The sequence below is a fragment of the Cupriavidus sp. UYPR2.512 genome, from assembly GCF_000379565.1.
Classification (GTDB): domain Bacteria; phylum Pseudomonadota; class Gammaproteobacteria; order Burkholderiales; family Burkholderiaceae; genus Cupriavidus.
The window spans coordinates 130,965-156,480 of record NZ_KB903151.1; the positions used below are offsets into that span (position 1 = coordinate 130,965).

Sequence of the window (25,516 nt, forward strand, 5' to 3'; positions counted from 1 at the left end):
GGCGCCGGGAGCCGACATTCTAAAGCGGATCGGCGGCGCTGGCGGCGCCAAGCGCGGCCAGCCAGACACCGAAGGCCGGTGGCGTCATCACTTCCACGCCGCTGCTGCGGCGCAGGCGGGTGCGCAGCTTGAGCACGGCCTTGTCCTTCGATACCAGGCAGGCGGCGCCGGCAAAGTGCGCCAGCTCAATGAACTTCTGGTCGTCGGTGTCCTTGCAGCGCGGCAGGCGGATGGCATCGTAGTCGGCCTGCGGCGGCGCGGCTTCCAGGCTGGCGAGGCGGTCGACGGTGGCCAGCGCGGCATCGATATCGACGTCAAAGCGGGTAAATTGCGGATAGGCCAGCACCCGGCGCAGTTCCTCGCGGCAGTCGGCGCGGATCACCGGGGCGATGGTGCCGGCCTCCAGCGCCGCGCGGATCGGCTCCACATGGGGGTCGCGAAAGACCAGCAGGTCCACCCAGATATTGGAGTCGAGCACCACGCGGGGCGCAGATGTGACGCCGGCGGGGCTGGCGAAGAGGGTGGTTCCGGTGGTGTCGAGGCGCATTCGCTACAATCTCGGCTTGTTTGTCCTTGGCTACTGCCGCGATTTTGCCATGCTCATCGTTTTGTCTCCCGCCAAGTCGCTGGACTACGAGACTCCCCCGCGCCTCAAGACCCATACGCTGCCGCGCTTTATCGACCGTTCCACCACGCTGGTCGAGCGCCTGCGCATGCTGGCCCCGCAGGACGTGGGCGCGCTGATGGACATCTCCGACAAGCTCGCGGTGCTCAATGTGACGCGCTACGCCGACTGGTCGCCGGAGTTCACCGCCGCCAACAGCAAGCAGGCGGTGCTGGCCTTCAATGGCGACGTCTACGACGGCCTGGGCGCGAACACGCTGTCGGCCGACGATCTCGGCTTTGCGCAGAAGCACATCCGCATCCTGTCCGGCCTATACGGCGTGCTGCGCCCGCTGGACTGGATGCAGCCCTACCGGCTGGAGATGGGCACGCGCCTCGACAACGCCGCCGGCAAGGATCTGTACGCGTTCTGGGGTGACGATGTCACGCAGATGATCAACGCCGACATGACCGCGCTCAAGCAGGAAGGCGCGCCGGTGCTGGTCAACCTGGCCTCGGAAGAGTATTTCAAGGCGGTGCGGCCCAAGGTGCTGCAGGCGCGCATCGTCACGCCGGTGTTCGAGGACTGGAAGGGCGGCCGCTACAAGATCATTTCGTTCCACGCCAAGCGCGCGCGCGGCACCATGGCGCGCTATGCGGTGATGCATCGGGTGACCGAGCCGGAAAAGCTCAAGCGCTTTGCCGAAGACGGCTACGCCTTCGACGCCGCTGCCTCGGATGCCACCCGCTGGGTGTTCCGCCGCCGCCTGGAAGACTGAAACCTATCGCCACGAGACTGCCAGCCATGCCTGCCGCCATGCACATCTCTTCGCATTTCGACTCCGGCGCCATCGAGGTCGAGGCGCTCGACCGCGCCGACGATATCCGCCTGCGCATCCGCGCCGACTCGCACGCCGACTTCCGCCAGTGGTTCCATTTCCGCCTGCAGGGCGCGGCGGGGCAGGCGTGCCGGATGCATTTTCTGAACGCCGGCGACTGCACCTATCCGGACGGATGGCGCGACTACCGCGCGGTGGCTTCGTACGACCGCGCCAACTGGTTCCGCGTGCCGACGCGCTTCGACGGCCACGTGATGACGGTGGAATTCACGCCCGGGCACGACAGCATCTGGTTTGCGTATTTCGAGCCCTATCCGGATGAGCGCCACCTGTCGCTGCTGGCCAGCTGCCAGCGCTCGCCGCTGGCGCGGCTGTCGCACCTGGGCAGCACCGTGGACGGGCGCGACATGACCCGCGTCACGCTGGGCCAGCCCGGCCCCGGCAAGAAGACCATCTGGATGATCGCGCGCCAGCACCCGGGCGAGAGCATGGCTGAGTGGTTTGTCGAAGGCGTGCTGCAGCGGCTGACCGGCACCGGCATGTGGGCGGGCGACCCGGTTGCGCGCAAGCTGCTGGAGCGCGCGGTCTTCCATATCGTGCCGAACATGAACCCGGACGGCTCGGCGCGTGGCAACCTGCGCACCAACGCCGCCGGCGCCAACCTGAACCGCGAGTGGATGGCACCGAGCCCGGATAACAGCCCCGAGGTCTACCACGTGCGCCGCGCCATCGAGGCCACCGGCTGCGACATGTTCTTCGACATCCATGGCGACGAGGGACTGCCGTACAACTTCGTCGCCGGCAGCGAGATGCTGCCGGGCTTTACCGAGGCGCGCCGGCGCGAGCAGCAGCGCTTTATCGAGGCCTTCAAGCGGGCCTCGCCGGATTTCCAGGATGTGCACGGCTACGCGGCCAGCAAGTACAACGCGGATGCGCTCAAGCTGGCGTCCAAGTACATCGGGCATACCTTCGGCTGCCTGGCGCTGACGCTGGAGATGCCGTTCAAGGACAATGCCGATCTGCCGGATCCGGAGGTCGGCTGGAACGGCGCGCGCAGCGCGCTGCTGGGGACGGCGATGTTGCAGGCGATCCTTGATTATCTGGGCTGAGGCTGGCGAACTTTGCCCGCTTGTGGTTGTGTCCCCTCTCCCATTTATGGGAGAGGGGACACAACAAGCGCCTGCATGGGCGCCCGCGGTCTCACTGCGCTCACTGCTTCTTCTTGGCCTTGCTGCTTGTCTTGGCCGACCCCGAAGCCGAAGTGGTCGAAGCCGACTTCGACGACTTCGATGACTTCGCCGCCGACGACTTGCCCGACTTCGCCGACGCCGTGCTCTTGCCCCCCTTGCGGCTCTTGCTTGACGAGGTGCGCGTAGCCGTGGGCACGGCCGGCTCGGCAGCCGGTTCGCTGATGGTGGCGCCGCCGCTGTCAAGCAGCTCATACGCCAGCATCATCCCGTCGTCATAACCGCAGCGCACCTTCACCGGCTGCCAGTCGTCGCTGCCGCGGCGCTTGTGCGCGGTGGCGGCGAAGGTGACCACCGAGCTGACCGGCACGGCCTGCTTGCCGGGCGAGAAGCGTCCGCTCCATGGCTCGGTCGTGGCCTGTCCCGCGGCGAGCGCGCCGGTGGGGATCTTCAATGCATCGTAGCTGGCCGAGCGCGGCACCACCCAGCTGGCGTGGGCGGCGCAGTCCGCCACGTCGCCGGTGGCGCTCTCGGTCTTCATCAGTTGTTCGCGCATGCGGGTCCGGTACTCGGACAGGCTGACGCGGCCACGGTCGGGCAGGGTGATGGTCTTGGTGGGCGCAGTGGAAGTGGCGGGTGCCGGGGCGGCGGCAGGTCGGGCGGGCGCGGCGGCGGGTGCCGGCGCGGGGGCCGGGCCGGCGCTGGCATCATCGGCCGGCATATTGGCGCAGCCTGCCAGCGCGATCGCACCGGCCACTGCGGCAGCCACCATGCGGAGCCGGCTGCCGAGCAGTTCGGAGATTCGTCGGATCACGGTGTGAGCGGTGTGTGCGTGCTTGGGTCTGCCCGCAGGGCCGTAGGGCCGGCAGGCAAGATGGGTTCGCAAAGGAATGCCATGATAGAGGAAACCTATCTGACAAAGTTCCTAAATCTTGTTACCCATTCTTCCAATGCTTGAAGTCGTGCAGCAAGTGACTTGTGCGCTAGCGGGAATCCCTTGTCTCGCACAACTGCGGTGAACTCGCAGCGTATGCGGGGCTGCGTGGCGCAGCCCCGGCCTCGGGGTCAGGCCACGCGCGACGGCATCGAGCGCGTAAAGCGCAGCAGCTCGTCGAGCAGCAGGTTCAGGTCATGGCGCAGCCGGGCAAAGCCCGCGGTATGCGTCAGGCCCACCTCGTCCATATAGAGCTTGCGGTTGACCTCCAGCTGCAGGCTGTGGCAGCCGGCCTGGGGCTGCCCCACCACGCGCACGATCTCCACGCCCTTGTACGGGTGGTTGCGCCAGACGTCGTAGCCCATCTCCTTGAGCACGCCCTCGACCCGGTCGGTGAAGCGCTTGTCGCAGGTGGTGCCATCGCGGTCGCCCACCACGAAGTCCGGATGCTCCAGCCCCGGGAACTCGGTGGCGTATGGCGCGGCGTGGCTCGGCATTGAATGGCAGTTGATATGCCAGGCGCTGCCGTGGCTGGCGACGGCGCGGTCGGCCAGCTTCTGCAGCTGCGCGTAATAGGGCAGGTAGCAGCGGTTGATGCGCGCCTGCACTTCTTCCACGCTCAGCTTGCGGTCGTATATGGCCTCGCCGGTGTCCAGCACGCGCCAGACCAGGCCCTTGCCCAGCCGGGTCTTGGAGGTCTCCTGCCTGGCTCCGGGCCAGGGCGCGTCGAGCAGGGCTTCGTCGATTTCTTCCAGCGCGCGGTTGGCGTCCAGGTAGCTGCGCGGGAAGCCCGCGCACAGCAGCGGGATGCCGCGCGCCGGGGCCCCGGCGTAGAGCTCGTCGACAAAGGTGTCTTCGGCCTGGCGCAGCAGCGGCAGCGGCAGGGCGGGGTCGGGGCGGAAGTCCGTCGGGTAGATCGTCGCGCTGTGCGGCGAGTCCAGGAACAGCGCCGCGGGCTCACCCTCGGGCTGGTACAGGTAGAACGGACTGTCCGCGGTGGTTCGGTCGGTGTCGGTCATGGTGTTGCTGTGGAATCAGTCGAGCGAGATCTTGGCGGCGGCGGCCACGCGTTTGTTCTTGGCCACTTCGCTCTTGATCTGGGCGGCAAAGTGCGCCGGCGTATCGCCCACCGGGGTCGCGCCCAGCTTCTCGAGCTTGGCCTTCACTTCCGGCAGCGCCAGCACCTTGACCGCGGCGGTATGGAGCCTGGTCTGGATATCCGCCGGCAGGTTGGCCGGTGCGATCAGGCCGAACCAGGCGGCGTCGTTGACTTCGCCCAGGCCCAGCTCGGCAAAGGTCGGCACGTTGGGCAGCGCGGCCACGCGCTTGGGCGCCGCCACGGCGAGCGCACGCAGCTTGCCGCCTTCAATGAACGGCAGCGACGACGGCAGGTTGTCGAACAGCACCTGCACCTGGCCGGCCAGCGCGTCGTTCAGCGCCGGGCCCACGCCCTTGTAGGGCACGTGCAGCAGTTCGGTCTTGCTGCTCATCTTGAACAGCTCCCCCATCATATGCGAGACGCTGCCGTTGCCCGCCGAGCCATAGGCCAGCTTGTTGGGCTGCGACTGCGCCAGCGCGATGAAGGACTTCATGTCGGTGGCCTTGACCGCCGGGTTGATGCTCATCACGTTGGGCACCGAGGCCAGGTTGGTGATGGTGGTGAAGTCCTTGGTTGCATCGTAGGACAGGCGCGGGTAGACCGCCGGATTGATGCCATGGGTCGAGGCCGTGGCAATGCCCAGCGTATACCCGTCCGGCGCCGCCTTGGACAGGAAAGCGGTGCCGATGCTGCCGCCGGCGCCGCCGCGGTTGTCAACCACCACGGCCTGGCCCAGTTGCTGGCCGAGCTTGTCGGCGACGATGCGCGCGATGATGTCGGTGGTGCCGCCAGCGGGGAAGGGCACCACCAGCGTGATCGGCTTGGTCGGGTAGCCGGCCTGCTGCGCCACGGCGCTGAAGGAGATGCCGGCAGCGGCGGCGGCCGAAGCGGCGGCCAGGAGTCGGAGAAGATGGCGACGTTGCATGACGGGGTCCAGGGGAAGGGGAGGAATAAAGTGGATTTCACGATTCTGCGCGCCGGGGCAAGCGTGCCGCAAACGAAATAAAATCCTTAGCTCATTCCATTTGGTCGTAAAGTAGAGGTGATTTATGCGACGCCTATGTCCGTCGCTGACCGAGTTGCAGGCCTTCGAGGCCGCCGCGCGTCATAACAGTTTTACCGTAGCCGCGCGTGAACTGCATGTCACGCAAGGCGCGGTCAGCAAGCAGGTGCGCAGCCTGGAGGCTTACCTGGGCGTGGAGCTGTTCCAGCGCGTGCGCCAGCGCCTGATGCTGACCAAGGCGGGCGAGCGCTACCTGGAGCGCATCGGCCCCAGCCTGAACGAGCTGGAGGCCGCCACCGTCGAGCTGATGGCGCGGCAGGGGCGGGGCGGCGTGCTGCACATCGCCAGCATGCCGACGCTGGGCGCCAAGTGGCTGATCCCGCGCCTGCCGCAGTTTTTCGCGCGCCATCCGGAGGTGACGCTGGAATTCGTGCCGCACGCGCAGGGCTACGATTTTTCCGAGCCGGACCTGGACGCTGCGATCCGTTTCGGCGACGGCGTCTGGCCCGGCAGCCTGGCCGACTACATGACCGGGCGTGAGGTGCTGCCGGTGTGCCGCCCGGGCCTGCTGGCGTCCGAGCCCGGCGGCGTGGCGCCCACGCCCGCTGCCTTGCTGCGCTATCCGCTGCTGCACCACACCACCGTGCCCGAGGCCTGGCCCGACTGGTTCGCCACGCTGGGCGTGCCGACCCGCGAGGCCTGGAGCGGCGCGCGCTTCGACCAGTTTTCGCTGCTCACGCAGGCCGCGCTGTCGGGTCTGGGCATCGCGCTGATCCCGCGCTGTCTGATCGAGGAAGAACTGGCCACCGGGGCGCTGGTGGTGGCGCATCCGGCCCAGGTGCTGGCCAGGAAGGGCTATTACCTGTGCTATCCGGAGCAGAAGCAGCACCTGCCGGCGCTGCGCACGTTCCGCGCATGGGTGATGGAAGGGGCCGACCTGGCGCGGCCCGCCTGACGTTCAGCCCACGTCCGATGTCAACTGGCGCAACTGCTCCAGCAGCTTCGCTGCCGGCGCCGGAAGGATGCCCTGGCGGCGCCGGTACACCGCCAGCCGGCGCGGCGCCTGGGCGCCTTCAATGGGCAGCGGCTGGATCATGCCGGCCTTTTGCTCGGCCTCGTACATCGGCGCGGCCATCCAGCTGAGGAAGCCCGCGCGTGCCACCAGCGCCTTGAGCGCAATGATCGAGCGGGTTTCGGCGACGATGTCCGGCGGCGGCAGCCCGGCCCGTGCAAACAGCCGTTGCAGTTCGTCGAATGGCGCCGTGCCGCGCGGCGGCATGACCCAGCGGCAGCCGACCGTATCCGCCAGCCGCAGCGCCGGCCGGCCCGTCAGCGGATGCCCGGCGGCGGCGACCACGAAGCTGCTGTCGCTCCAGCCCACATCCGCCACGGCGCAAATTTCCTCATTCTCCGGCAGCGCGATGCCGATGGCCAGGTCGATCTCGCGGCGCAGCAGCGCATCGGCCAGGAAATCTCCCACCCCTTCGACGATGCGCACGCGCAGCCCGGGCCAGCGTGCCAGCACCGCCTCGATCGCTTCCGGCAGCACCACGCTGGCCACGCTGGCGACGGTGCCCACGCGGATGGTGCCGGCAGCCAGCCCGCGCAGCGCGCGCACGGCCTCGGTGGCGTGCTCGGCCTCGTGGCGCAAGAGGTTGGCGTGCGGCAGCAGGGCCTCGCCGCAGGCGGTCAGCACCATGCCGGTGGCATAGCGTTCGAACAGCGGCGCGTCCAGCTGGGCTTCCAGCCGCTGGATGGTGCGGCTCAGTGCCGGCTGGGTCACGTTCAGCTGTGCGGCCGCGCGGCCCAGGCTGCCGTGTTCGCACACCGCAAGGAAGGCAAGAAGCTGGCGCAGATCGAGGGTCATGCCAAATCGTAATGACTTTGCCCCGAAACGGCAATTTCTGGGCAAGGCCTGATTGTCCATACTGGTCGGCAAGCTTTGTCTCTGATTCCGCACTGGAGCTTCCTCGACCATGGCCAGTTCTGCCTCGCCTGCCGCCTCCGCCACTCCCACCACCGTGCGCACCGCGGTGCTGGACCTGCTGCGCGGGTTCGGCATGACCACCATCTTCGGCAATCCCGGCTCGACCGAGCTGCCGCTGTTCCTCGATTTCCCCGACGACTTTCGCTACATCCTCGGCCTGCAGGAATCCGTGGTGGTGGGCATGGCCGATGGCTATGCCCAGGCCACCCGCAATGCGGCCTTCGTCAACCTGCACTCGGCGGCCGGTGTCGGCCATGCCATGGGCAGCATCTTCACCGCCCACAAGAACCGCACCCCGATGGTGATCACGGCCGGGCAGCAGGCGCGCTCGATCCTGCCGTTCGAGCCCTTCCTGTTCTCGGCTCAGGCCACTGAGCTGCCCAAGCCCTACGTGAAGTGGAGTTGCGAGCCGGCGCGGGCCGAAGACGTGCCGCTGGCGATTGCGCGCGGCTACTACATCGCCATGCAGCCGCCGCGCGGGCCGGTGCTGATCTCGATCCCCGCCGATGACTGGGCCCGGGCGTGCGAGCCGGTGCTGCCGCGCACGGTCAGCACTGAAAGCCGCGTGCAGCCGGCACTGCTGGCGCAGATCGGCGACGCTCTCGATGCCAGCCGCCGGCCGGCGTTCGTGGTGGGCGCGGCCGTGGACCGCGATGGCGCCTGGGACGATGTCGTGCGCCTGGCGGAACGGCACCAGGCGGCGGTGTGGGTGGCGCCGATGTCGGGGCGCTGCGGCTTTCCGGAAGACCATCCGCTGTTTGCCGGCTTCCTGCCGGCGATGCGCGAGAAGATCGTCGGGCTGCTGACGGGCCACGACCTCGTGTTCGCGCTGGGGGCGGCGGCCTTCACTTATCACGTCGAGGGGTTTGGCCCCCACGCGCCGCCCGGGGCGCAGGTGGTGCAGCTGATCGACGATCCGAATATCGCCGCATGGGCGCCGGTGGGCACTGCCGCAGTCGGCAGCATCCGCCAGGGCGTGGCCGACCTGCTGGCGCGCCCGGCGCCGCCGCGGCGCGAAGCCCCGCGCCCGCGCGTGCCGGCACCGCGCGCCGAGCCCGGCATGCCGATGAGCGTCGCCTATGTCCTGCAGACGCTGGCGGAACTGCGCGACCCCGATTCCATCGTGGTCGAGGAAGCGCCCAGCGCGCGCCCGGTGATGCATCGCCACCTGCCCATCCTGCGCAGCGAGACCTTCTATACGATGTGCAGCGGCGGGCTTGGCTACGGCCTGCCCGCGGCAGTGGGCGTCGCGCTGGGCAAGCCGGGGCGCAAGGTGATCGGCCTGGTCGGCGACGGCTCCAGCATGTATTCGATCCAGGCGCTGTGGAGCGCCGCTCAACTGGGCCTGCCGATCACGTTCATCGTGCTCAACAACCGGCGCTACGCCGCCCTGCAGGAGTTTGCGCCGACCTTCGGCTTTGGCGGCGATGATCCGCTGGTCGGCACGGCCTTGCCCGACCTGGATTTCGTGTCAATTGCGCTCGGGCATGGTTGCGAGGCAGTGCGGGTGACTCATCCTGCTGCATTGCGCGAAGCACTGGCGACAGCCCTGCGGATGCGTGTACCGACCGTGGTGGAGATCGAGGTGGCCTGAGCCGCAGCGCCAGACGACAGACGAAGTACCCCTTCCAGGAGACTCCAGGATGCAAAACATCACCATGCTGATCAACAGCGAGCGCACGCAGGCCGCCAACGGTGCCACCTTCGAGCGCCGCAACCCGCTTGACCACAGCGTGGCCACGCGAGCGCCGGCAGCCACGAGCGCCGATGCGCTGGCCGCTGCCGACGCTGCAGCGCGCGCCTTCCCGGCCTGGCGCGACACCGGTCCGGGCGAACGGCGCGCCTTGCTCATGCGCGCGGCGCAGGCACTCGAAGGCAAGGCCGGGGCGCTCACCGCCGCGATGGCGGCAGAGACCGGTGCGTCGGCGATGTGGGCTGGCTTCAATGTGCACCTTGCCGTCGGCATGCTGCAGGAGGCCGCCGCGCTGACCACGCAGATCAACGGCGAGGTGATCCCCTCCGACGTGCCGGGCAGCCTGGCCATGGCGGTGCGGCAGGGCGCGGGCGTGGTGCTGGGCATCGCGCCGTGGAACGCACCGGTGATCCTGGGCGTGCGCGCCGTGGCCACGGCGCTGGCGTGCGGCAATACGGTCATCCTGAAGGGTTCGGAGATCTGTCCGGCCACGCATGGCCTGATTGTCGATGCGCTGGCGGAGGCGGGCTTCCCGGCGGGCGTGGTCAACTTTGTCACCAACGCCCCGGCCGATGCCGCCGCGGTGGTCGAGACCATCATCGCCCACCCGGCCGTGCGCCGCATCAACTTCACCGGCTCCACGCGCGTGGGGCGGCTGATCGCGCAGACCTGCGCGCGCCACCTGAAGCCCGTGGTGCTGGAGCTGGGCGGCAAGGCGCCGCTGGTGGTGCTCGACGATGCGGACCTGGACGCCGCGGTGGACGGCGCCATCTTCGGCGCCTTTGCCAACTCGGGCCAGATCTGCATGTCCACCGAGCGCATCGTGGTGGATGCCAGCATCGCGGACGCCTTCGTGGCACGCTTTGCCGCGCGTGCCGGCGCCTTGCCGCTGGCGGATCCGCGCACCGGCCCGGCGGTGCTGGGCTCGGTGGTCGACATGAGCACCGTCGAGCGTTGCAACGCGATGATCGACGATGCGCTGGCCAAGGGCGCGCGGCTGGTCTGCGGCGGCAAGGCGACCGACACGCTGATGCGGGCCACGGTGCTGGATCACGTGACGCCGGACATGGAGATCTATCGCGAGGAATCGTTCGGGCCGGTCAAGGCCGTGGTGCGCGTGGATGGCGTGGAAGCGGCCATTGCCTGCGCCAATGATTCCGCCTATGGGCTGTCGGCGGCGGTGTTCGGCGGCGATGTGGCGCGCGCGATGCGGGTGGCCGGCCGCATCGAATCGGGCATCTGCCACGTCAATGGGCCGACCGTGCACGACGAGGCGCAGATGCCGTTCGGCGGCGTCAAGGCGAGTGGCTATGGCCGCTTCGGCGGCAAGGCCGGGATCGATGCCTTCACCGAGCTGCGCTGGATCACGGTGCAGACCACGCCACGGCAATATCCGTTCTGAGTGGTGCCGCAGAGCGCTGCGGCAGGCAGTAGCAAAACATAAGACAGGAGACAACCATCATGCGATTCCCCCACCGTATCGCGCGCGCCCTTTGCGCCGCACTGTGCGCGCCGGGCCTGCTGGCTGGCGTGAGCGCGCCGGCCGCCGCGCAGCCGTGGCCGGACAAGCCGATCCGGCTGGTCGTCAACTTCCCCGCCGGCGGGGCTGCGGATACGCTGGCGCGCGGCATCTCGCCCGGTCTGTCCGAGGCGCTGAAGCGTCCGGTGGTGATCGACAACCGCCCGGGCGCCAACGGCATCGTTGGCGGCGATGCCGTGGCCAAGGCGCCGGCCGATGGCTATACCTTCCTGCTGACCTCGGGCGGCGCGGTGGCCATCGATCCCTTCCTCTACAAGAAGATGCCGTACGACCCGCTCAAGGATCTGACCCCGGTCGCGTCGGTGGCGCTGGTGCGGGTCTACCTGCTGGTGCATCCGTCGGTGCCGGCGAAGACGCTGGACGCGTTCATCGCCTATGTGCGCGAGCATCCGGGCAAGCTCAGCTACGGCTCGGCCGGCAACGGCAGCACGCCGCATATCGCTGCCGAGATGTTCAAGCGCGCCGGCAAGCTGGACGCCGTGCACGTGCCGTACAAGGGCGCGGCCCCGGCCCTGAGCGACCTGCTGGCAGGGCAGGTGCAGTTCATGTTCGATCCCGGCCCCGGCCTGCAGCACGTGGCCAGCGGCAAGCTCAGGCTGCTGGCGGTGGCCAGCGCCAAGCGCGCGGCGCAATACCCGGACGTGCCGACGCTGGCCGAGGCCGGCCTGCAGGACGTGGACGGCGACTCGACCTTCGGCGTCTATGCGCCCGCCGGCACGCCGCCGGCCATCGTCGAGTGCATGAACCGCGAGATCAACCGCGCGCTCGCCGGCGCGCAGCTGCAGGACAACGTCAACAAGCTGGGCGGCGCGGTGGCGCCGCTGAGCATCCAGGCGTTTGCCGAGCGGCAGAATGCGAATCGTGCGCGCTATGGCAAGTTCATCAGGCAGGCGGGGATTACGGTGGACTGAGGCGAGAAGAGGGCAGCCAGGGGATTCGGACCGCCGCTGGGGTGCTCCCTCTCCCGCTTGCGGGAGAGGGTTGGGGTGAGGGCGGGAGTCTCTACGAAGTACGGCCGGTGGTATGCCACCGCCTGCCCTCACCCCCTGCCCCTCTCCCGCAAGCGGGAGAGGGGAGCAAACCAGAAGGCGTTGACAACAATCAGCCTTACTTCGACAGCACCTTCATCGCCTGTTCCAGCCCGGCCAGCGTTACCGGGTACATCCGTCCCTTCATCAGCTGGTTGATGACCGTGATCGACTGCCGGTACTGCCACAGGCCTTCCGGCTCCGGGTTGAGCCAGACGAAGTGCGGGAACTGCTCGGTCATCCGGTTCAGCCATACCGCGCCGGCTTCGGTGTTGTTGTACTCGACCGAGCCGCCCGGCTGCAGGATCTCATACGGGCTCATGGTGGCGTCGCCGACGAAGATGATCTTGTAGTCGGGCGTGTACTTGTGCAGCAGGTCCCACGTGGCCAGCTTCTCGGCGTGGCGGCGGCGGTTGTTCTTCCACACGTAGTCGTACAGGCAGTTGTGGAAGTAGTAGTACTCCAGGTGCTTGAACTCGGTCTTGGTGGCCGAGAACAGCTCTTCCACGCGCTTGATGTGGTCGTCCATCGAGCCGCCCACGTCCATCAGCATCAGCACCTTGACCTTGTTGTGGCGCTCGGGCCGCAGCTTGATGTCGAGCAGGCCGGCGTTGGCCGCGGTGGAATGGATGGTGTCGTCCAGGTCCAGCTCGGTGTCGGCGCCTTCGCGGGCGAAGCGGCGCAGCCGGCGCAGCGCCACCTTGATATTGCGCGTGCCCAGTTCGACCTGGTCGTCATAGTCCTTGTAGGCGCGCGCCTCCCACACCTTGATGGCGGTGCGGTTGCCCTTGGAAGGGCCGCCGATGCGGATGCCCTCGGGGTTGTAGCCGCCGTGGCCGAAGGGCGAGGTGCCGCCCGTGCCGATCCACTTGTTGCCGCCCTCGTGCTTTTCCTTCTGCTCCTCCAGCAGCTGCTTGAGGCGTTCCATCAGCTTGTCGAGGCCGCCCATGGCCTCGATCTTGGCTTTTTCCTCGGGCGAGAGTTCGCGCTCCAGCGTCTTCTGCAGCCAGTCGAGCGGGATGTCGGACTTCCAGTCGACCAGGCTCTCGACGCCCTTGAAGTAGGCGGCGAAGGTCTGGTCGAACTTGTCGAAGTGCTTCTCGTCCTTGACCAGTGTCATCCGCGACAGGTAGTAGAACTCGTCGATCGAAGGGGAGATGACCTGCGCCTTGAGCGCTTCCAGCATGGTCAGGTATTCCTTGACCGAGACCGGCAGCTTGGCGTGGCGCAGCGAGAAGAAGAAATCGATCAGCATGATGCCTCGCTTTCAGTCGGCGGCCGCTTCAGCGCGGACGGTCGAGCTGGAATTGCAGGTGTTGCCGCACCGCCGGCCATTCGCTGGCGATGATCGAGAACACCACGGTGTCGCGCAACGAGCCGTCCGGCATGCGCTGGTGGTTGCGCAGCACGCCGTCCTGCTTGGCGCCCAGGCGCGCGATGGCGGCGCGGCTCTGCTGGTTCATCCAGTGCGTGCGGAACTCCACGGCGATGCAGTCGAGATGGTCGAAGGCATGGCCCAGCAGCATCAGCTTGCATTCCGTATTCAGCGGCGTGCGCTGGACGCGGCGCGCATACCAGGTGGAGCCGATCTCCACGCGCCGGTGGGTCGCGTCGATATTCATGTAGGTGGTCATGCCCGCCAGCTCGCCGGCGGCATCGCGCACCGTGAACGGCAGCATCGAGCCCTGTTGCTGCAGGCCCAGGCGCCGCGCGATCTCGGCTTCGATCCGCTCGGGCGCGGGCACGCTGGTGTACCAGAGCTTCCACAGCTCGCCGTCGGCGCAGGCGGTGCGCAGGCCCTCGGCATGCTCGGCGCGCAGCGGCTCCAGCGTGACGTGCCGGCCCACCAGCGTGACGGGTTTGACGAACGCAGTCATGGCGGGCAGTGCCTCAGCGGTTGGCGCGGTTCATGAACACCAGGCGCTCGAACAGGTGCACGTCCTGCTCGTTCTTCAGCAGCGCGCCGTGCAGCGGCGGGATCGCGGCCTTCTTGTCCGGGCTCTTCAGCGCCTCGGGCGGAATGTCCTCGGCCATCAGCAGCTTGAGCCAGTCGATCAGCTCCGACGTGGACGGCTTCTTCTTCAGGCCCGGCAGGTTGCGCATCTCGTAGAACGATTCCAGCGCGGCGGCCACCAGCTCGCGCTTGATGCCGGGGTAGTGCACGTCGACGATCTGCTGCATCGTCTCGGCATCGGGGAACTTGATGTAGTGGAAGAAGCAGCGGCGCAGGAAGGCGTCGGGCAGCTCCTTCTCGTTGTTCGAGGTGATGATCACCAGCGGGCGATGCTTCGCCTTGACCAGTTCGCGCGTCTCGTAGACGTAGAACTCCATGCGGTCGAGCTCGCGCAGCAGGTCGTTGGGGAATTCGATGTCGGCCTTGTCGATCTCGTCGATCAGCAGCACGACCTGCTCGTCGGCGTCAAAGGCCTGCCACAGCACGCCCTTGACGATGTAGTTGCGGATGTCGTGGACGCGGTCATCGCCCAGCTGCGAGTCGCGCAGGCGCGACACCGCGTCGTACTCATACAGGCCCTGCTGCGCCTTGGTGGTCGACTTGATATGCCACTGCAGCAGCGGCATGCCCAGCGCGGCGGCGACCTCCTCGGCCAGCATGGTCTTGCCGGTGCCGGGCTCGCCCTTGATCAGCAGCGGGCGCTGCAGCGTGCGCGCGGCATTGACGGCCAACTTGAGGTCGTCAGTGGCGACATACTGGTCGCTGCCCTCGAAACGGGTCTGCTGGGCGATGGAAGCTTGGGCGGAAGCGTTGGCGGTGTTTGACATGAGGCAACCTGAGGTGACGGCCTCGGATCGAGGGCCGGGTTGGCGTGCTTGGCGCGGTCTCTTCGCGCTGTCATGCGCGCTTTCATTATGGAAACAGGGTCCGGTGCAGGGCGCCCGCACGCTGCTGGCGGCAGCATTCGCGAACGGTCGTGCAGATTCCCGGGATCAGCCAGTATAAAAGACCTTTGCGGTTCGTGTTGGCGCGCGCTGACAGGCCGCCGGCGGCCGGGGCCGGTTGCTGGACTGGCAGGTGCCGGCTGCGGTACAATGCGGCGGTTTGACGCGCCCCCACGTCCAGTTCTCCAGTATCCGGCAGTCCGCGTTCAGAAGTCCCAGCGGCCCTTCCGGGTCGCGGCGATTGCGAGAGGTGGTTCCAGAATGGTGTTCCACATCCCGGCAACAGACCGGATGCGACATGTCTGGCGGGTTGCACCTCGGCAATCCGTCCGGCTGCCCTGGTTTTCCCCGCAGAAGCATTCTGAAACCGTCTCCGCCCGGCAGGGCAGGTCACACGGTTTAACTTCCAATCCGCAAAGACAATGAAAAAGCTCCTCACGATGGTGGTGCTGGGCGCGGCTGCAACGGCCGCGCAGGCACAGGAAGTCAAGGGCAATGGAGACGCTGCCAAGGACAAGGTTGCAATGTGCATCGGATGCCACGGCATTCCGGGCTACCGTGCGTCATTCCCTGAAGTCTATGAAGTGCCGCTGCTGGGTGGCCAGAGCGCCAAGTACATCGAGAACGCGCTCAAGGCCTACCAGAAGGGCGAGCGCAAGCACCCGACCATGCGCAGCATCGCCGCGACGCTGACCGAGCAGGACATCGCCAACGTGGCGGCCTACTACTCGCAGCAGAAGGCCGGTACGCAGAACAATTCCCTCAAGTAAGAGACCCCTCATGAATACGCTCAAGACGCTTTCGTCCGCGCTCGGCGCACTCGTGCTGGGTGCTGCCGCGATGCCGGCCTCGGCCGCCGACCTTGCTGCCGGCAAGGCGCTGGTGGAAAAGGGCGCCTGCGTGGCCTGCCACGGCCAGGGCCTGAACGCCCCGATCTCGCCGGACTATCCCAAGCTGGCGGGCCAGCACGCCGACTACCTGTACCACGCGCTGGCGTCGTACCAGGTGTCGGGCAACGCCCTGGTGGGCCGCTCCAACGCCATCATGGCCGGCCAGGTCAACGCCAATCCGGCCGTGACCGACAAGGACGGCAAGCCGCGCCCGTTCACCCGCAAGGAGCTGAAGGACATGGCCGCCTACATCGAGTCGCTGCCTGGCGACCTGCTGCTGAAGAAGTAAGAACGCGCGGCGGCTGCCGCGCCAATGCAAAAAAGCCGCTTCCCTGGAAGCGGCTTTTTGTTGTGTGCAGCAGCGCGGGCCCCGGGCCCGGGGCCCGCCGCGGCATCAGTTGCCGCTGCCCGAGGCCAGCCGGCGCTGGCGCACCGACTCGGCCAGGCCCTCGAGCACCTTGACCGAGTCGTCCCAGCCGATGCAGGCATCGGTCACGGACTGGCCGTAGGTCAGCTCCTCGACCGGCTGGCCCTGCACGTGGTCCTGGCGGCCCGCCACCAGGTGCGATTCCACCATCACGCCGATGATGCGCTGGTCGCCGCCGGTGATCTGGCGGCCGATGTCCTCGCACACCGGGATCTGGTTCTCATGCCGCTTGCTGCTGTTGGCGTGCGAGGCATCGACCATCAGGCGCGAGGCCAGGCCGGCCTTGGCGATCGCGTCGCACGCTTCCTGCACGCTGGCCGCGTCGTAGTTGGGCGCCTTGCCGCCGCGCAGGATCACGTGGCAGTCCTCGTTACCCGAGGTCGATACGATCGCCGAGTGGCCGCCCTTGGTCACCGACAGGAAATGGTGCGGCTGCGACGCGGCCTTGATCGCATCGACCGCGATCTTGACGTTGCCGTCGGTGCCGTTCTTGAAGCCCACCGGGCACGACAGCCCCGAGGCCAGTTCGCGGTGCACCTGCGACTCGGTGGTGCGGGCGCCGATCGCGCCCCAGCTGACCAGGTCGGCGATGTACTGCGGGCTGATCATGTCGAGATACTCGGTGCCGGTGGGCACGCCCATCTCGCTGATGTTCAGCAGCAGCTCGCGCGCGGTGCGCAGGCCATCGTTGATCTTGAAGCTGCCATCCATATGCGGATCGTTGATCAGCCCCTTCCAGCCCACCGTGGTGCGCGGCTTCTCGAAGTACACGCGCATCACCACCTCCAGTTCGCCGGCGAAGCGGTCGCGCTGGACCTTGAGCAGCTTGGCGTAGTCCAGCGCGGCGCGGGTATCGTGGATCGAGCACGGGCCGATGATGACGATCAGGCGGTCATCCATGCCGTGCAGGATGCGGTGCATGGCCTGGCGCGCGCCGTAGATCACGTCCGAAGCCTGTTCGGAGCAGCCGAACTCGCGGATCAGGTGCGCGGGCGGCAGTAGTTCCTTGAGTTCGCGAATGCGCAGGTCGTCGGTGTTCTTCAGCATGATGGCTCCAGGATTCTTGTGAGGTCGTGAGTGTGTGGGGGTAACAAACAGGTATAAAAAAACCGCCAGGGTCGCTGGCGGTCTTTTTTGTATTCGGGGCGCTGCTTACAGCCGTCCCTCCCTATCCGCCAGCGGTGTGAGATCGCTAAAAAAGTAAAAGTAAAACTTAGCGGACATGGCGGAAAAAGGCGTTGGCTTGGGTCAGCTTGAATCGATTATCGTCGTGGGCGCCGAATTTATGCTGCACTGCGTAGCAGAAAGGCAGGAAATTGCGCGCCGGTCGGTCAATTTTCAATGCGCGTCCGTTGCGGGTCGTGCGGCGAAGCATCTTTATAGCGCCTTTTACCAGGGTTGGCAAGTGTCGACGAGGCCATGCGGTGCGCTGGCGCACCGATCTCGGGTGACTTGCGGCCTTGGCGCGCAAGTGTGGTGCTGCCGCTGCTTTTCGGCTTTCCCCAACATAACCGGGGGCTATATTGGAACCGGGGAGCAGTGAGCACGGGGAGGTGCATCATGAGCGTCGATGAAGCGAGGCTGAACGCCTTCATGGAAAAATTCGTCAACGATATCGGCGCGGTGATGCATGCCGCGACGGTGGTCGTGGGCGATGAACTGGGCCTGTACAAGGCCATGGCGGAAAAGGCAATGACCGCCGATGTGCTGGCGGCAAAAACCCATACTGACGCGCGCTACCTGCGCGAATGGCTGTCGGCCCAGGCGGCCAGCGGCTATGTCGACTATGACCCGGCAACCGGGCAGTTCAGCCTGAACGAAGAGCAGGCCTATGCGCTGGCGCAGGAGGGCAGCCTCGCATTCATCCCGGGCGCGTTCCAGATCGCGGTGGCGCAGTTCCGCGCCATCCCGAAGGTGATCGATATTTTCCGCAACGGCCGCGGGCTCGGATGGCACGAGCACGATCCCGCGCTGTTCCACGGCACCGAGCGCTTCTTCCGGCCCGGCTACGCGGCGCACCTGGTTTCGGAATGGATTCCCGCGCTGGACGGCATGGAGGCGCGGCTCAGGGCGGGCGCGTCGGTGGCGGACGTGGGCTGCGGCCACGGCGCGTCGACCATCATCATGGCGCAGGCGTTTCCGGCTTCGCGCTTTGTCGGTTTCGACTACCACGAGCCTTCGGTGCGCCATGCCGCCGAAGCCGCGCGCCGCGCCGGCGTGGCCCAGCGCGTGCGCTTCGAAGTGGCCACCGCCAAGGATTACCGCGGCAAGGACTATGACCTGGTGGCGGTGTTCGACTGCCTGCACGACATGGGCGATCCGGTCGGCGCGGCGCGCCACGTGCGCGAGACCCTGCGCGCCGATGGCGCCTGGATGATCGTGGAGCCGTTTGCCAACGACACGCTGGAGCAGAACCTCAACCCGCTCGGCCGGGTGTTCTATTCCGCGTCCACCTTCATCTGCACGCCGGCGTCGCGCGCGCAGGAAGTCGGCCTGTGCCTGGGCGCGCAGGCAGGCGAAGCGCGCATGCGCGGCGTGGCTGAGCAGGCCGGCTTCCGCAGTTTCCGCCGCGCGGCACAGACGCCGTTCAACCTGGTGTATGAAGTGCGGCCGTAAGGCTGGGACGATCCCATGAAAAACGGGACCCCGCGGGGTCCCGTCTTCGTCATCGCCGGACTGGTCAGGCGGTGCCGCCCACCGTCATGTTCTCGATGCGCAGCGTCGGCTGGCCCACGCCCACCGGCACGCTCTGGCCTTCCTTGCCGCACACGCCGACGCCCGAGTCCAGGCGCATGTCGTTGCCGATCATGGTGACATCCTTCAGCGATTCCGGGCCGTTGCCGACCAGCGTCGCGCCCTTGACCGGGTAGGTGATCTTGCCATCCTCGATCATGTAGGCCTCGCTGGCCGAGAACACGAACTTGCCGTTGGTGATGTCCACCTGGCCGCCGCCGAAGTTGACCGCATACAGGCCGCGCTTGACGCTGGCGATGATCTCCTGCGGATCCCTGTCGCCGTTGAGCATGTAGGTGTTGGTCATGCGCGGCATCGGCAGCGCGGCATAGCTTTCGCGGCGCGCGTTGCCGGTGACCGGCAACTTCATCAGGCGCGCGTTGAGTGTGTCCTGCATATAGCCGCGCAGGATGCCGTCCTCGATCAGCGTGGTGCACTGGGTCGGGTTGCCTTCGTCGTCCAGGTTGAGCGAGCCGCGGCGGTTGGCCAGCGTGCCGTCGTCGACCACGGTTACGCCCTTGGCCGCGACGCGTTCGCCCATGCGGCCGGCAAAGGCCGACGAGCCCTTGCGGTTGAAGTCGCCCTCCAGGCCGTGGCCGACGGCTTCATGCAGCAGCACGCCGGGCCAGCCCGGGCCCAGCACTACGGTCATCGCGCCGGCCGGGGCCGGGCGCGCGTCCAGGTTGACCAGGGCCGAAGAGACAGCCTCGTCCACATACTTCTGCAGCAGCTCGTCGGTGAAGTAGCCATAGGCATAGCGGCCGCCGCCGCCGGAAGAGCCGACCTCGCGGCGCCCGCCGTGTTCGGCGATCACCGTGACCGAGACCCGCACCAGCGGACGCACGTCGGCGGCGATCACGCCGTCGCTGCGCGCCACCAGCACCACGTCGTATTCGCCGGCCAGGCCTGCCATCACTTGCACCACGCGCGGATCCTTGGCGCGCGCCATGCGCTCGATGCGCTCCAGCAGCGCCACCTTCTCGGCCGCGCTCATCGAGTCGAGCGGGTCGTTGGGCGTGTACAGGTTGCGCCCGGCGTGCGTGGCCAGCTCGCCGGCCACCTTGACGCGGCCGCTGCCGGCACGGCCAATGGTGCGCGTGGCCGCCGCTGCCTGCGACAGCGCCGCCAGGCTGATGTCGTCCGAATAGGCGAAGGCGGTGCGGTCGCCCGAGACCGCGCGCACGCCCACGCCCTGGTCGATGCTGAAGCTGCCCGACTTGACGATGCCTTCTTCCAGGCTCCAGGCCTCGTTGCGGGTGTACTGGAAGTACAGGTCGGCATAGTCGACCTTGTGCGTGAAGATATCGGCCAGCACGCGCTGGAGCTTGGCCTCGTCCAGGCCGTACGGTGCCAGCAGCAGTTGCTGCGCGGTGGCCAGGTTGCGGATTCCGAGATCGCCGGCGTTCATGAGATGTCCTTTCTTCCTGGGGACGCGCCGGCTTGCGGCCGGCGCGGCAAAAAATTCTCTGGGCGGGCGCCGGTGGCGGCCCCCGCGGTTGCGTACATGCTACAGCACCCGGTGTCGCAGTGCCGGCAGGTTCTGCCGGACCTCGGCCAGGCGCGCGGGGTCGATCACGCCGCCGACCACGCCTTCGCCTTCGGGCAGCGTTGCCAAGACCTCGCCCCAAGGATCGACCAGCATCGAATGGCCCCAGGTGCGCCGGCCGTTCTCATGCTTGCCGCCCTGTGCCGCGGCCAGCACATAGCACTGGTTTTCAATGGCGCGGGCGCGCAGCAGGATTTCCCAGTGCGCCTGCCCCGTGGTGTAGGTGAAGGCGGCCGGCATCAGAATCAAGCTGGTGCCGTCGCCCTCGGCCAGTCCGCGGTACAGCTCAGGGAAGCGCAGGTCGTAGCACACCGACATCGCCACCCGGCCACAGGGCGCGTCAAAGCTGACCGGCGTGCGACCGGCCAGGATGGTGCGCGACTCGTCGTAGCTCTCAGTGCCGCGGGTAAAGCCGAACAGGTGGATCTTGTCGTAGCGCGCCACGCGTTCGCCGCGCGGGTTGAAGGCGAGCGAGGTGTTGTACACGCGTGCCGGGTCGTCGCACCACATCGGCAGCGTGCCGCCGACCAGCCAGATGCCGTGGCGGCGCGCCGCATCGGCCAGGAACTGCTGCACCGGGCCGTCGCCGTCATGCTCGCGCACGGCCACCTTGTCCGATTCGGAGCGGCCCATCATGCAGAAGTACTCGGGCAGCAGCACCAGCGCGGCGCCGCCGGCCGCGGCCTCGGCGATCAGCGCGTCGGCGCGCGCCAGGTTGGCATCGAGCGAGGTGCCGGTCACGGTCTGGACGGCGGCAACGCGGAACGGGGCGGGGGCGGCGGTTGCAGTCATAGGCGGGGCGGGCGTTGTTTTCCTCAGCGCGGGAGGGCGGGGTCCGCGCGGTTCTGGAAGGTCGGGGCTTGCGCCTTATTGTCCTCCAGTTTGCCGATCTGCGGGTTGGCCCAGCTGCCGGTGATGCGGTAGTGCTGGGTGAACACCTTGGAGAACTCGTCGGCAAACAGCAGTTGCGCGGCCAGCGTGCCGATGCCCAGCACCGGGTTGATAAAGGCGGCCGCGATCGAGGTGGAGGTGGCGTTGATACGCGGCACCACCTCCACACGCAGGTCCTGGGTCTCGCGCAGCAGGTTGGCGGTGCCGCTCATGCTGGCCATGATCTGCGGGCTCCTGAGCTCGAAATCCTGGATCGTGCCGACGCCACTCTCGATCGTGCCGGTGCCGGCAATGCGGTCGAACACTAGCCCGCGCCCCGACAGGGTGCGGAAGTCCAGCGTGGCAAAGCGCAGCAGCCCCTGCAGGCTGAGCACGCCCAGCAGCCGCGCCGCGCCGGGCTCCACGCTCAGGATCTGGCCATTCTCCAGGTCCAGCGACAGCTTGCCCGACAGCGTCGGGTAGTCGATCGAAAGCGGCGAACCGCGCCAGGCCACGCGGCCTTCGAGCTTGCCCTTGCCGTCGCTCAGCGTGTGTGCCAGCCCCAGGCGGTCCAGCGTGGCGCCGGCATCGCGCACGTCGATGGTGAAGGACAACAGGGTGCGGCGCTCGGCATTGGCGTCGGCGCGCAGCCGGCGCGGCACGCGCCAGCTGCCGCTGCCGGTCAGGGTGGCGCCGGGCTGCTCGATCTGCAGCTTGTCCAGGGTCCAGACCGGGTCGGCAGCACTGGTGCCGGTACGGGCCTTGACTTCAAGCTTGCCGAAGTCATGCCCGCGCAGCATGAACTGGTCGGCCACCAGGTCGATCGCGGGCAGCTCGTCGATGCTGCTGGCGAGCGCGTCCACCACGTTGTGCTCGTCGCTGGCATCGGGCACGTTCAGGCGCGCCAGGCGCAGTTGCAGCGACCCGGTGGCCGAGGGCCCGGCCGGACGCCATTGCACCGCGCCGGCCACCTGGCGCGAGTCGATCTTCGCGTTCCAGCCACCGGGCTCGCGGTTGGCGTCGAGCACCACCTCATCCAGCGTGCGGCCCATGGCGTGCAGCGCGCGCGCGCGCAGCGCAATGCGGCCAGGAAGGAAGGGAGAGGGCGCCTCGGCGGGGCCCGCGGTGCCGGCACTGCCGCCGAAGGCCGCCCGCCACGCATCGATATCGAGCTGGTCGAAGGTGGCCGCGGCGCTGACGCCGGCCGCGGGCAGCGGTGCTGCCTGCTGCACGCCGATGCCGCCGGCGAGCACGTCGATGCCGCCGCCCTGGTCGCGGCGCAGCAGGTAGCGCGCGTTCAGCGCATGGCCCAGCTGCACCACCAGCTCGTTGGCGCCGGCGCGGCCCGGGGCGCTGGCCGGGCGCAGGTCCACGCGCAGCGCCAGGTCTTGCGCCGCGGCCTTGGCCAGGGGCGCGGGCAGGCCGATCGCCATGCCATTCAGTTCGGAGTTCAGCTGCACCTGCAGCTGGCGCTCGCGCGTGGCGATCACGGCGCTGTAGCTGGTGCTGCCTTCGAGCCGCGCGGCCACCGGCGCCAGCGCCGAGCCCGCGGCAGCCTCGCGCAGCCCCGCGGCCGAGACGCTGCCGCTGGCGGTGACGTGCGTGGCGCCGTCCGGCTGGGTGCCGCCGCCGAGCCGGGTCTCGCCACCGAGGAAGCGGGCCCGCATGTTCTCCAGCCCGAAACCGTGCTCATTGAACGTGATGGCGCCGTTGGCATTGCCCAGTTGCGGCAGTTGCGGGCTGAGCACGACATCGTTGCCGGGGAAGCGGAAGCGGCCGTCCACCTTGGCGGCATTGGCGTGTTCCAGCGGCATGTCGAGCTTGAGCCTGAGCTCGCCGTTGCCGTGGGCCTGCGCCGCATCGGCCACGTGCCCGGTCCATTCGCGCACCGGCGAAGCGTTGATGTAGCGCAGGAAGCCCTGCACCGGTCCGCTGGCGCCGCCGTCGATCACCAGCTTGCCGCGTGGGCCAAGGTCGTCGATGCGGCCCTTGACGTCCTGCAGCGTGACGCCGGGGATGTCGTGGACCGTGGCCCGGCTCGCCAGGAACGTCATGCCGCCGCGGTCGAACACGACCCGCCCGGCAATATCGGTGAACGTAGGCCACGCCTGCACGCCGGTGGTGGTGCCGCTTGCGGTTTCGTGCGGGGCGATCTGGTAGCTGACATGTTCGATCGGCACCTCGACACGGAACTCGCCGGCCTTCTCGTGCGGGGCATGGAACGGGAAATGCGCCAGGTCGCCGCGCAGCACGAAGCTCACGCCGGCAGCTTCGCCGCCCGCCAGCGCACCGGCCAGGTAGTGCCGGGTGCCGGCCGGAATGCTCAGCGGCAGGTAACGCGGCACGCGCGCCACCTGGGCGCGGGTCATCTCACCGGTCAGGTCGGCGATGCCGGATACACCGTCGCCGCCTGCGCGCCAGGTGCCGCGCACCGAGCCGGCCGCATCGGCATTGGCAAAGCGCACGCCGTCCAGCGTGACCGCGAGCTTGCCGCCGGCATGGGTCCAGCGCACTTCGCCGCCGATCTGGTCGAACGGCAGCCGCGGCTCCCCGAAGAGGCCAGGCAGCACCAGTGCCGCGCCATTGCCTTCGAAGCGGGCATTGCCTTGCTGGTCGTCGAAGGAGAAGGTGCCGGACAGGCGCGAGAAGCCGGGCGTGCCCAGCCGCGCGTGACCGCTCGCGTCCAGCGCCGGCACCGCCGGCTGGCCGTTGACCGAGACGTCGCGCAGCGTGCCCTGCACGCTGTAGTGCGGCTTGCCGCCGCCGCGCCCGAGCATGCCGGCGCGCTCGCGGCTCCAGGTCACGTTGAGGTTGTCGATGTGGCCCGCCGGCTGCAGCGCGCGCAGCCGGCGCAGCACCGCGGTGTCGAGCGGCATCGAGCTGGCCGCCGCGCGCACCGTGTTCAGGTCCAGCGTGGGCGCCTTCAGCGAGAACTTGCGCAGGTTGCCGTCATTGCCGGTGGCCCAGCCGAGGGTGACCTTGCGCATGCCTTCGCGCCAGGTGCTGTCGGCGGGCGTGCCTTCGTCGTCGCTGGCGGGCTGGGGTTGCCAGAGGAGCGTGTCGACGGTCAGCAGGTTACTGCCGTCACGCTCGGTCCGGTGCAGCAGGAAGGCCTGCGCATTGGCCAGGCGCAGCGGGGCGGAGGCGCCGGCCAGCTGCAGGTCGACGCCGCTGGCGCGCAGCCGCGTCTGGCTGCGCACGATGCGGCCCTGGCGGAATTCAATGCTGCCGTCGGTGCTGAAGGTGCCGCTGGCGACGCGCTCGAACATCGCCAGGTAGCGCTGCAGCACCGGCAGCTGCAGCTGGCCGAGGTCCCAGCTGGCCTGCCCGGTCCAGTAGCGCCAGTTGCCGGCACTGTGCAGGTAGTCGTTGCGGAAGGTGGACTGCACCACCAGCGGGTTCGGTCCCAGCGCCGGCGAGCGCGCTTCCAGCATCAGCGTATGGCGCGCGCCGTCGCGGCGGGTATCGAGGCGGATCTCGCCGATATCGAGCTGCGGCAGGCGCGCCTTCTCGTCCAGCCAGCGCAGCTTGCCGTCGGACAGCGCCACGCGCCCCTGCGACATCAGCCAGCCCAGGAAGCGGTCGTCGTCCTGCTGGCCACCGGTCGCGTCCACCACCATGCCGCCCACCAGCAGCCGGCCCTCGGGCGTGCGCCGCACCAGGATGTCGGTGCTGGTCGCGCCCAGGCTGACGAACTGCAGGTTCATGCTGAACAGCGAGCGCCACGCCAGCTTGCCGTCGAGCGTGCCGGCCGCAAGCAGCACGCGCTGTTCAGGGTCCACGGCGCGCAGGCCGCGGGCGCGGAAGGCCGGGTGCCAGCCGTCCCAGTAGGTATCGAGCGCGCCGATGCTGACCTTGGCCGACAGCGCCACCGAGGCGCGTTCTTCCAGCCACTGGCGCGCGGTGGATGCCTGCGGCCACAGCACGAAGCGAATCAGCAGGCCCGCCACCAGCGCCAGCGCGGCCAGCACCAGCGCCAGCCGCACCAGCGCGCGGCCCAGCCCGCGCCAGAACGGATGGCGCACGGCTGCCGCCACGCCGCGCGCGCCGGCGCGCAGGAACGCGCCAGCGCGCGCGCGGACGGAATCGTTGCGCCGGGCGCTGGCGGCATCGTTGGCCGGGGGATTCACGGGGTGTGGCGGGGCCAGGGTGGAGGCGGCCTCCTGCCCGCCCGCGCCGCCATTGGGAGGGGAACCATCAGCGGGTTGTGGGGCGCGGCTGGACATGCGCAGATTATCC

The 25,516-nt window shown here is 68.3% G+C and carries 22 protein-coding genes; 9 read left to right on the top strand and 13 right to left on the bottom strand.

All coding sequences use genetic code 11. The annotated features are described in order from the left end of the window. Positions 1–19: 19 nt before the first annotated feature. Entirely contained in the window at positions 20–547 is a 528-nt protein-coding gene (locus tag A3A5_RS0125120; RefSeq protein WP_018313241.1) for a putative toxin-antitoxin system toxin component, PIN family, read from the bottom strand. A 49-nt stretch (positions 548–596) separates the two neighbouring features. Between A3A5_RS0125120 and yaaA the strand changes: the two genes are divergently transcribed. Then, positions 597–1,382 (top strand): peroxide stress protein YaaA, encoded by a 786-nt coding sequence (gene yaaA, locus A3A5_RS0125125; RefSeq protein WP_026201106.1) that lies wholly within the window; start codon positions 597–599, stop codon positions 1,380–1,382. A gap of 26 nt (positions 1,383–1,408) precedes the next feature. Further along, positions 1,409–2,551 carry a M14-type cytosolic carboxypeptidase gene (locus tag A3A5_RS0125130; RefSeq protein ID WP_018313243.1) on the top strand — a complete coding sequence of 381 codons (1,143 nt, stop codon included), beginning with the start codon at positions 1,409–1,411 and terminating at the stop codon, positions 2,549–2,551. 100 nt (positions 2,552–2,651) lie between these two features. Here the strand turns inward: A3A5_RS0125130 and A3A5_RS0125135 are convergent, their stop codons facing one another. The 3 genes from A3A5_RS0125135 to A3A5_RS0125145 all read right to left on the bottom strand — a co-directional run bounded on the left by A3A5_RS0125135 (position 2,652) and on the right by A3A5_RS0125145 (position 5,587). Beyond that, positions 2,652–3,443: a BspC domain-containing protein gene (locus A3A5_RS0125135; protein WP_369797814.1), complete on the bottom strand. Its 792-nt coding sequence runs from the start codon at positions 3,441–3,443 to the stop codon at positions 2,652–2,654. A gap of 251 nt (positions 3,444–3,694) precedes the next feature. After that, a complete protein-coding gene (locus tag A3A5_RS0125140) occupies positions 3,695–4,582 on the bottom strand; it encodes an N-formylglutamate amidohydrolase (RefSeq protein ID WP_018313245.1) in 888 nt (295 codons plus the stop codon). A 15-nt stretch (positions 4,583–4,597) separates the two neighbouring features. Further along, a complete protein-coding gene (locus tag A3A5_RS0125145; protein WP_018313246.1) occupies positions 4,598–5,587 on the bottom strand; it encodes a tripartite tricarboxylate transporter substrate binding protein in 990 nt (329 codons plus the stop codon). Between the two features lie 124 nt (positions 5,588–5,711). Between A3A5_RS0125145 and A3A5_RS0125150 the strand changes: the two genes are divergently transcribed. Continuing rightward, positions 5,712–6,620 carry a LysR substrate-binding domain-containing protein gene (locus tag A3A5_RS0125150; RefSeq protein ID WP_026201107.1) on the top strand — a complete coding sequence of 303 codons (909 nt, stop codon included), beginning with the start codon at positions 5,712–5,714 and terminating at the stop codon, positions 6,618–6,620. 3 nt (positions 6,621–6,623) lie between these two features. Here the strand turns inward: A3A5_RS0125150 and A3A5_RS0125155 are convergent, their stop codons facing one another. Continuing rightward, complete coding sequence (locus A3A5_RS0125155) at positions 6,624–7,532, bottom strand: LysR family transcriptional regulator (RefSeq protein ID WP_018313248.1); 909 nt, start codon at positions 7,530–7,532, stop codon at positions 6,624–6,626. A gap of 109 nt (positions 7,533–7,641) precedes the next feature. Here A3A5_RS0125155 and mdlC point away from each other — a divergent pair, with 109 nt between their 5' ends. From mdlC to A3A5_RS0125170, 3 genes are read left to right on the top strand one after another with little or no spacing between them, the layout of a single operon-like run. Beyond that, complete coding sequence (mdlC, locus tag A3A5_RS0125160) at positions 7,642–9,246, top strand: benzoylformate decarboxylase (protein ID WP_018313249.1); 1,605 nt, start codon at positions 7,642–7,644, stop codon at positions 9,244–9,246. Between the two features lie 49 nt (positions 9,247–9,295). Next, positions 9,296–10,747 carry an aldehyde dehydrogenase gene (locus A3A5_RS0125165; RefSeq protein WP_018313250.1) on the top strand — a complete coding sequence of 484 codons (1,452 nt, stop codon included), beginning with the start codon at positions 9,296–9,298 and terminating at the stop codon, positions 10,745–10,747. A 59-nt stretch (positions 10,748–10,806) separates the two neighbouring features. Continuing rightward, positions 10,807–11,796 (top strand): tripartite tricarboxylate transporter substrate binding protein, encoded by a 990-nt coding sequence (locus tag A3A5_RS0125170; protein WP_018313251.1) that lies wholly within the window; start codon positions 10,807–10,809, stop codon positions 11,794–11,796. A gap of 196 nt (positions 11,797–11,992) precedes the next feature. Here A3A5_RS0125170 and A3A5_RS0125175 read toward each other — a convergent pair whose 3' ends face one another. From A3A5_RS0125175 to A3A5_RS0125185, 3 genes are read right to left on the bottom strand one after another with little or no spacing between them, the layout of a single operon-like run. Further along, on the bottom strand, positions 11,993–13,168 hold the full coding sequence (locus A3A5_RS0125175) for a VWA domain-containing protein (protein ID WP_013956076.1): 1,176 nt from the start codon (positions 13,166–13,168) through the stop codon (positions 11,993–11,995). Positions 13,169–13,196: 28 nt separating this feature from the next. After that, positions 13,197–13,790, bottom strand: coding sequence for a GNAT family N-acetyltransferase (locus tag A3A5_RS0125180; protein WP_018313252.1), 594 nt, complete (start codon positions 13,788–13,790; stop codon positions 13,197–13,199). 13 nt (positions 13,791–13,803) lie between these two features. Next, entirely contained in the window at positions 13,804–14,694 is an 891-nt protein-coding gene (locus tag A3A5_RS0125185; protein WP_018313253.1) for a MoxR family ATPase, read from the bottom strand. Between the two features lie 539 nt (positions 14,695–15,233). Between A3A5_RS0125185 and A3A5_RS0125190 the strand changes: the two genes are divergently transcribed. After that, positions 15,234–15,581: a cytochrome c gene (locus A3A5_RS0125190; protein WP_026201109.1), complete on the top strand. Its 348-nt coding sequence runs from the start codon at positions 15,234–15,236 to the stop codon at positions 15,579–15,581. 10 nt (positions 15,582–15,591) lie between these two features. Beyond that, positions 15,592–15,990, top strand: coding sequence for a c-type cytochrome (locus tag A3A5_RS0125195; RefSeq protein ID WP_018313255.1), 399 nt, complete (start codon positions 15,592–15,594; stop codon positions 15,988–15,990). Between the two features lie 105 nt (positions 15,991–16,095). On the opposite strand, the gene aroG is transcribed toward A3A5_RS0125195, so the two are convergent. Together aroG and A3A5_RS43590 are read right to left on the bottom strand one after the other, a co-directional pair. Continuing rightward, positions 16,096–17,175, bottom strand: coding sequence for a 3-deoxy-7-phosphoheptulonate synthase AroG (aroG, locus tag A3A5_RS0125200; protein WP_018313256.1), 1,080 nt, complete (start codon positions 17,173–17,175; stop codon positions 16,096–16,098). Between the two features lie 166 nt (positions 17,176–17,341). Continuing rightward, a complete protein-coding gene (locus A3A5_RS43590) occupies positions 17,342–17,503 on the bottom strand; it encodes a hypothetical protein (protein ID WP_157637294.1) in 162 nt (53 codons plus the stop codon). A 185-nt stretch (positions 17,504–17,688) separates the two neighbouring features. On the opposite strand from A3A5_RS43590, the gene A3A5_RS0125210 reads away from it, so the two are divergent. Next, positions 17,689–18,744 carry a trans-aconitate 2-methyltransferase gene (locus tag A3A5_RS0125210; protein ID WP_018313257.1) on the top strand — a complete coding sequence of 352 codons (1,056 nt, stop codon included), beginning with the start codon at positions 17,689–17,691 and terminating at the stop codon, positions 18,742–18,744. Between the two features lie 64 nt (positions 18,745–18,808). Here A3A5_RS0125210 and tldD read toward each other — a convergent pair whose 3' ends face one another. From tldD to A3A5_RS0125225, 3 genes are all read right to left on the bottom strand, one after another. After that, the gene (gene tldD / locus A3A5_RS0125215; RefSeq protein WP_018313258.1) at positions 18,809–20,269 is read right to left on the bottom strand and encodes a metalloprotease TldD; all 1,461 of its coding nucleotides are present in this window, start codon (positions 20,267–20,269) and stop codon (positions 18,809–18,811) included. Positions 20,270–20,368: 99 nt separating this feature from the next. Further along, the gene (locus A3A5_RS0125220) at positions 20,369–21,199 is read right to left on the bottom strand and encodes a carbon-nitrogen hydrolase family protein (protein ID WP_018313259.1); all 831 of its coding nucleotides are present in this window, start codon (positions 21,197–21,199) and stop codon (positions 20,369–20,371) included. A gap of 23 nt (positions 21,200–21,222) precedes the next feature. After that, positions 21,223–25,503 (bottom strand): YhdP family protein, encoded by a 4,281-nt coding sequence (locus A3A5_RS0125225; protein ID WP_232431452.1) that lies wholly within the window; start codon positions 25,501–25,503, stop codon positions 21,223–21,225. Between the last annotated feature and the right edge of the window lie 13 nt (positions 25,504–25,516).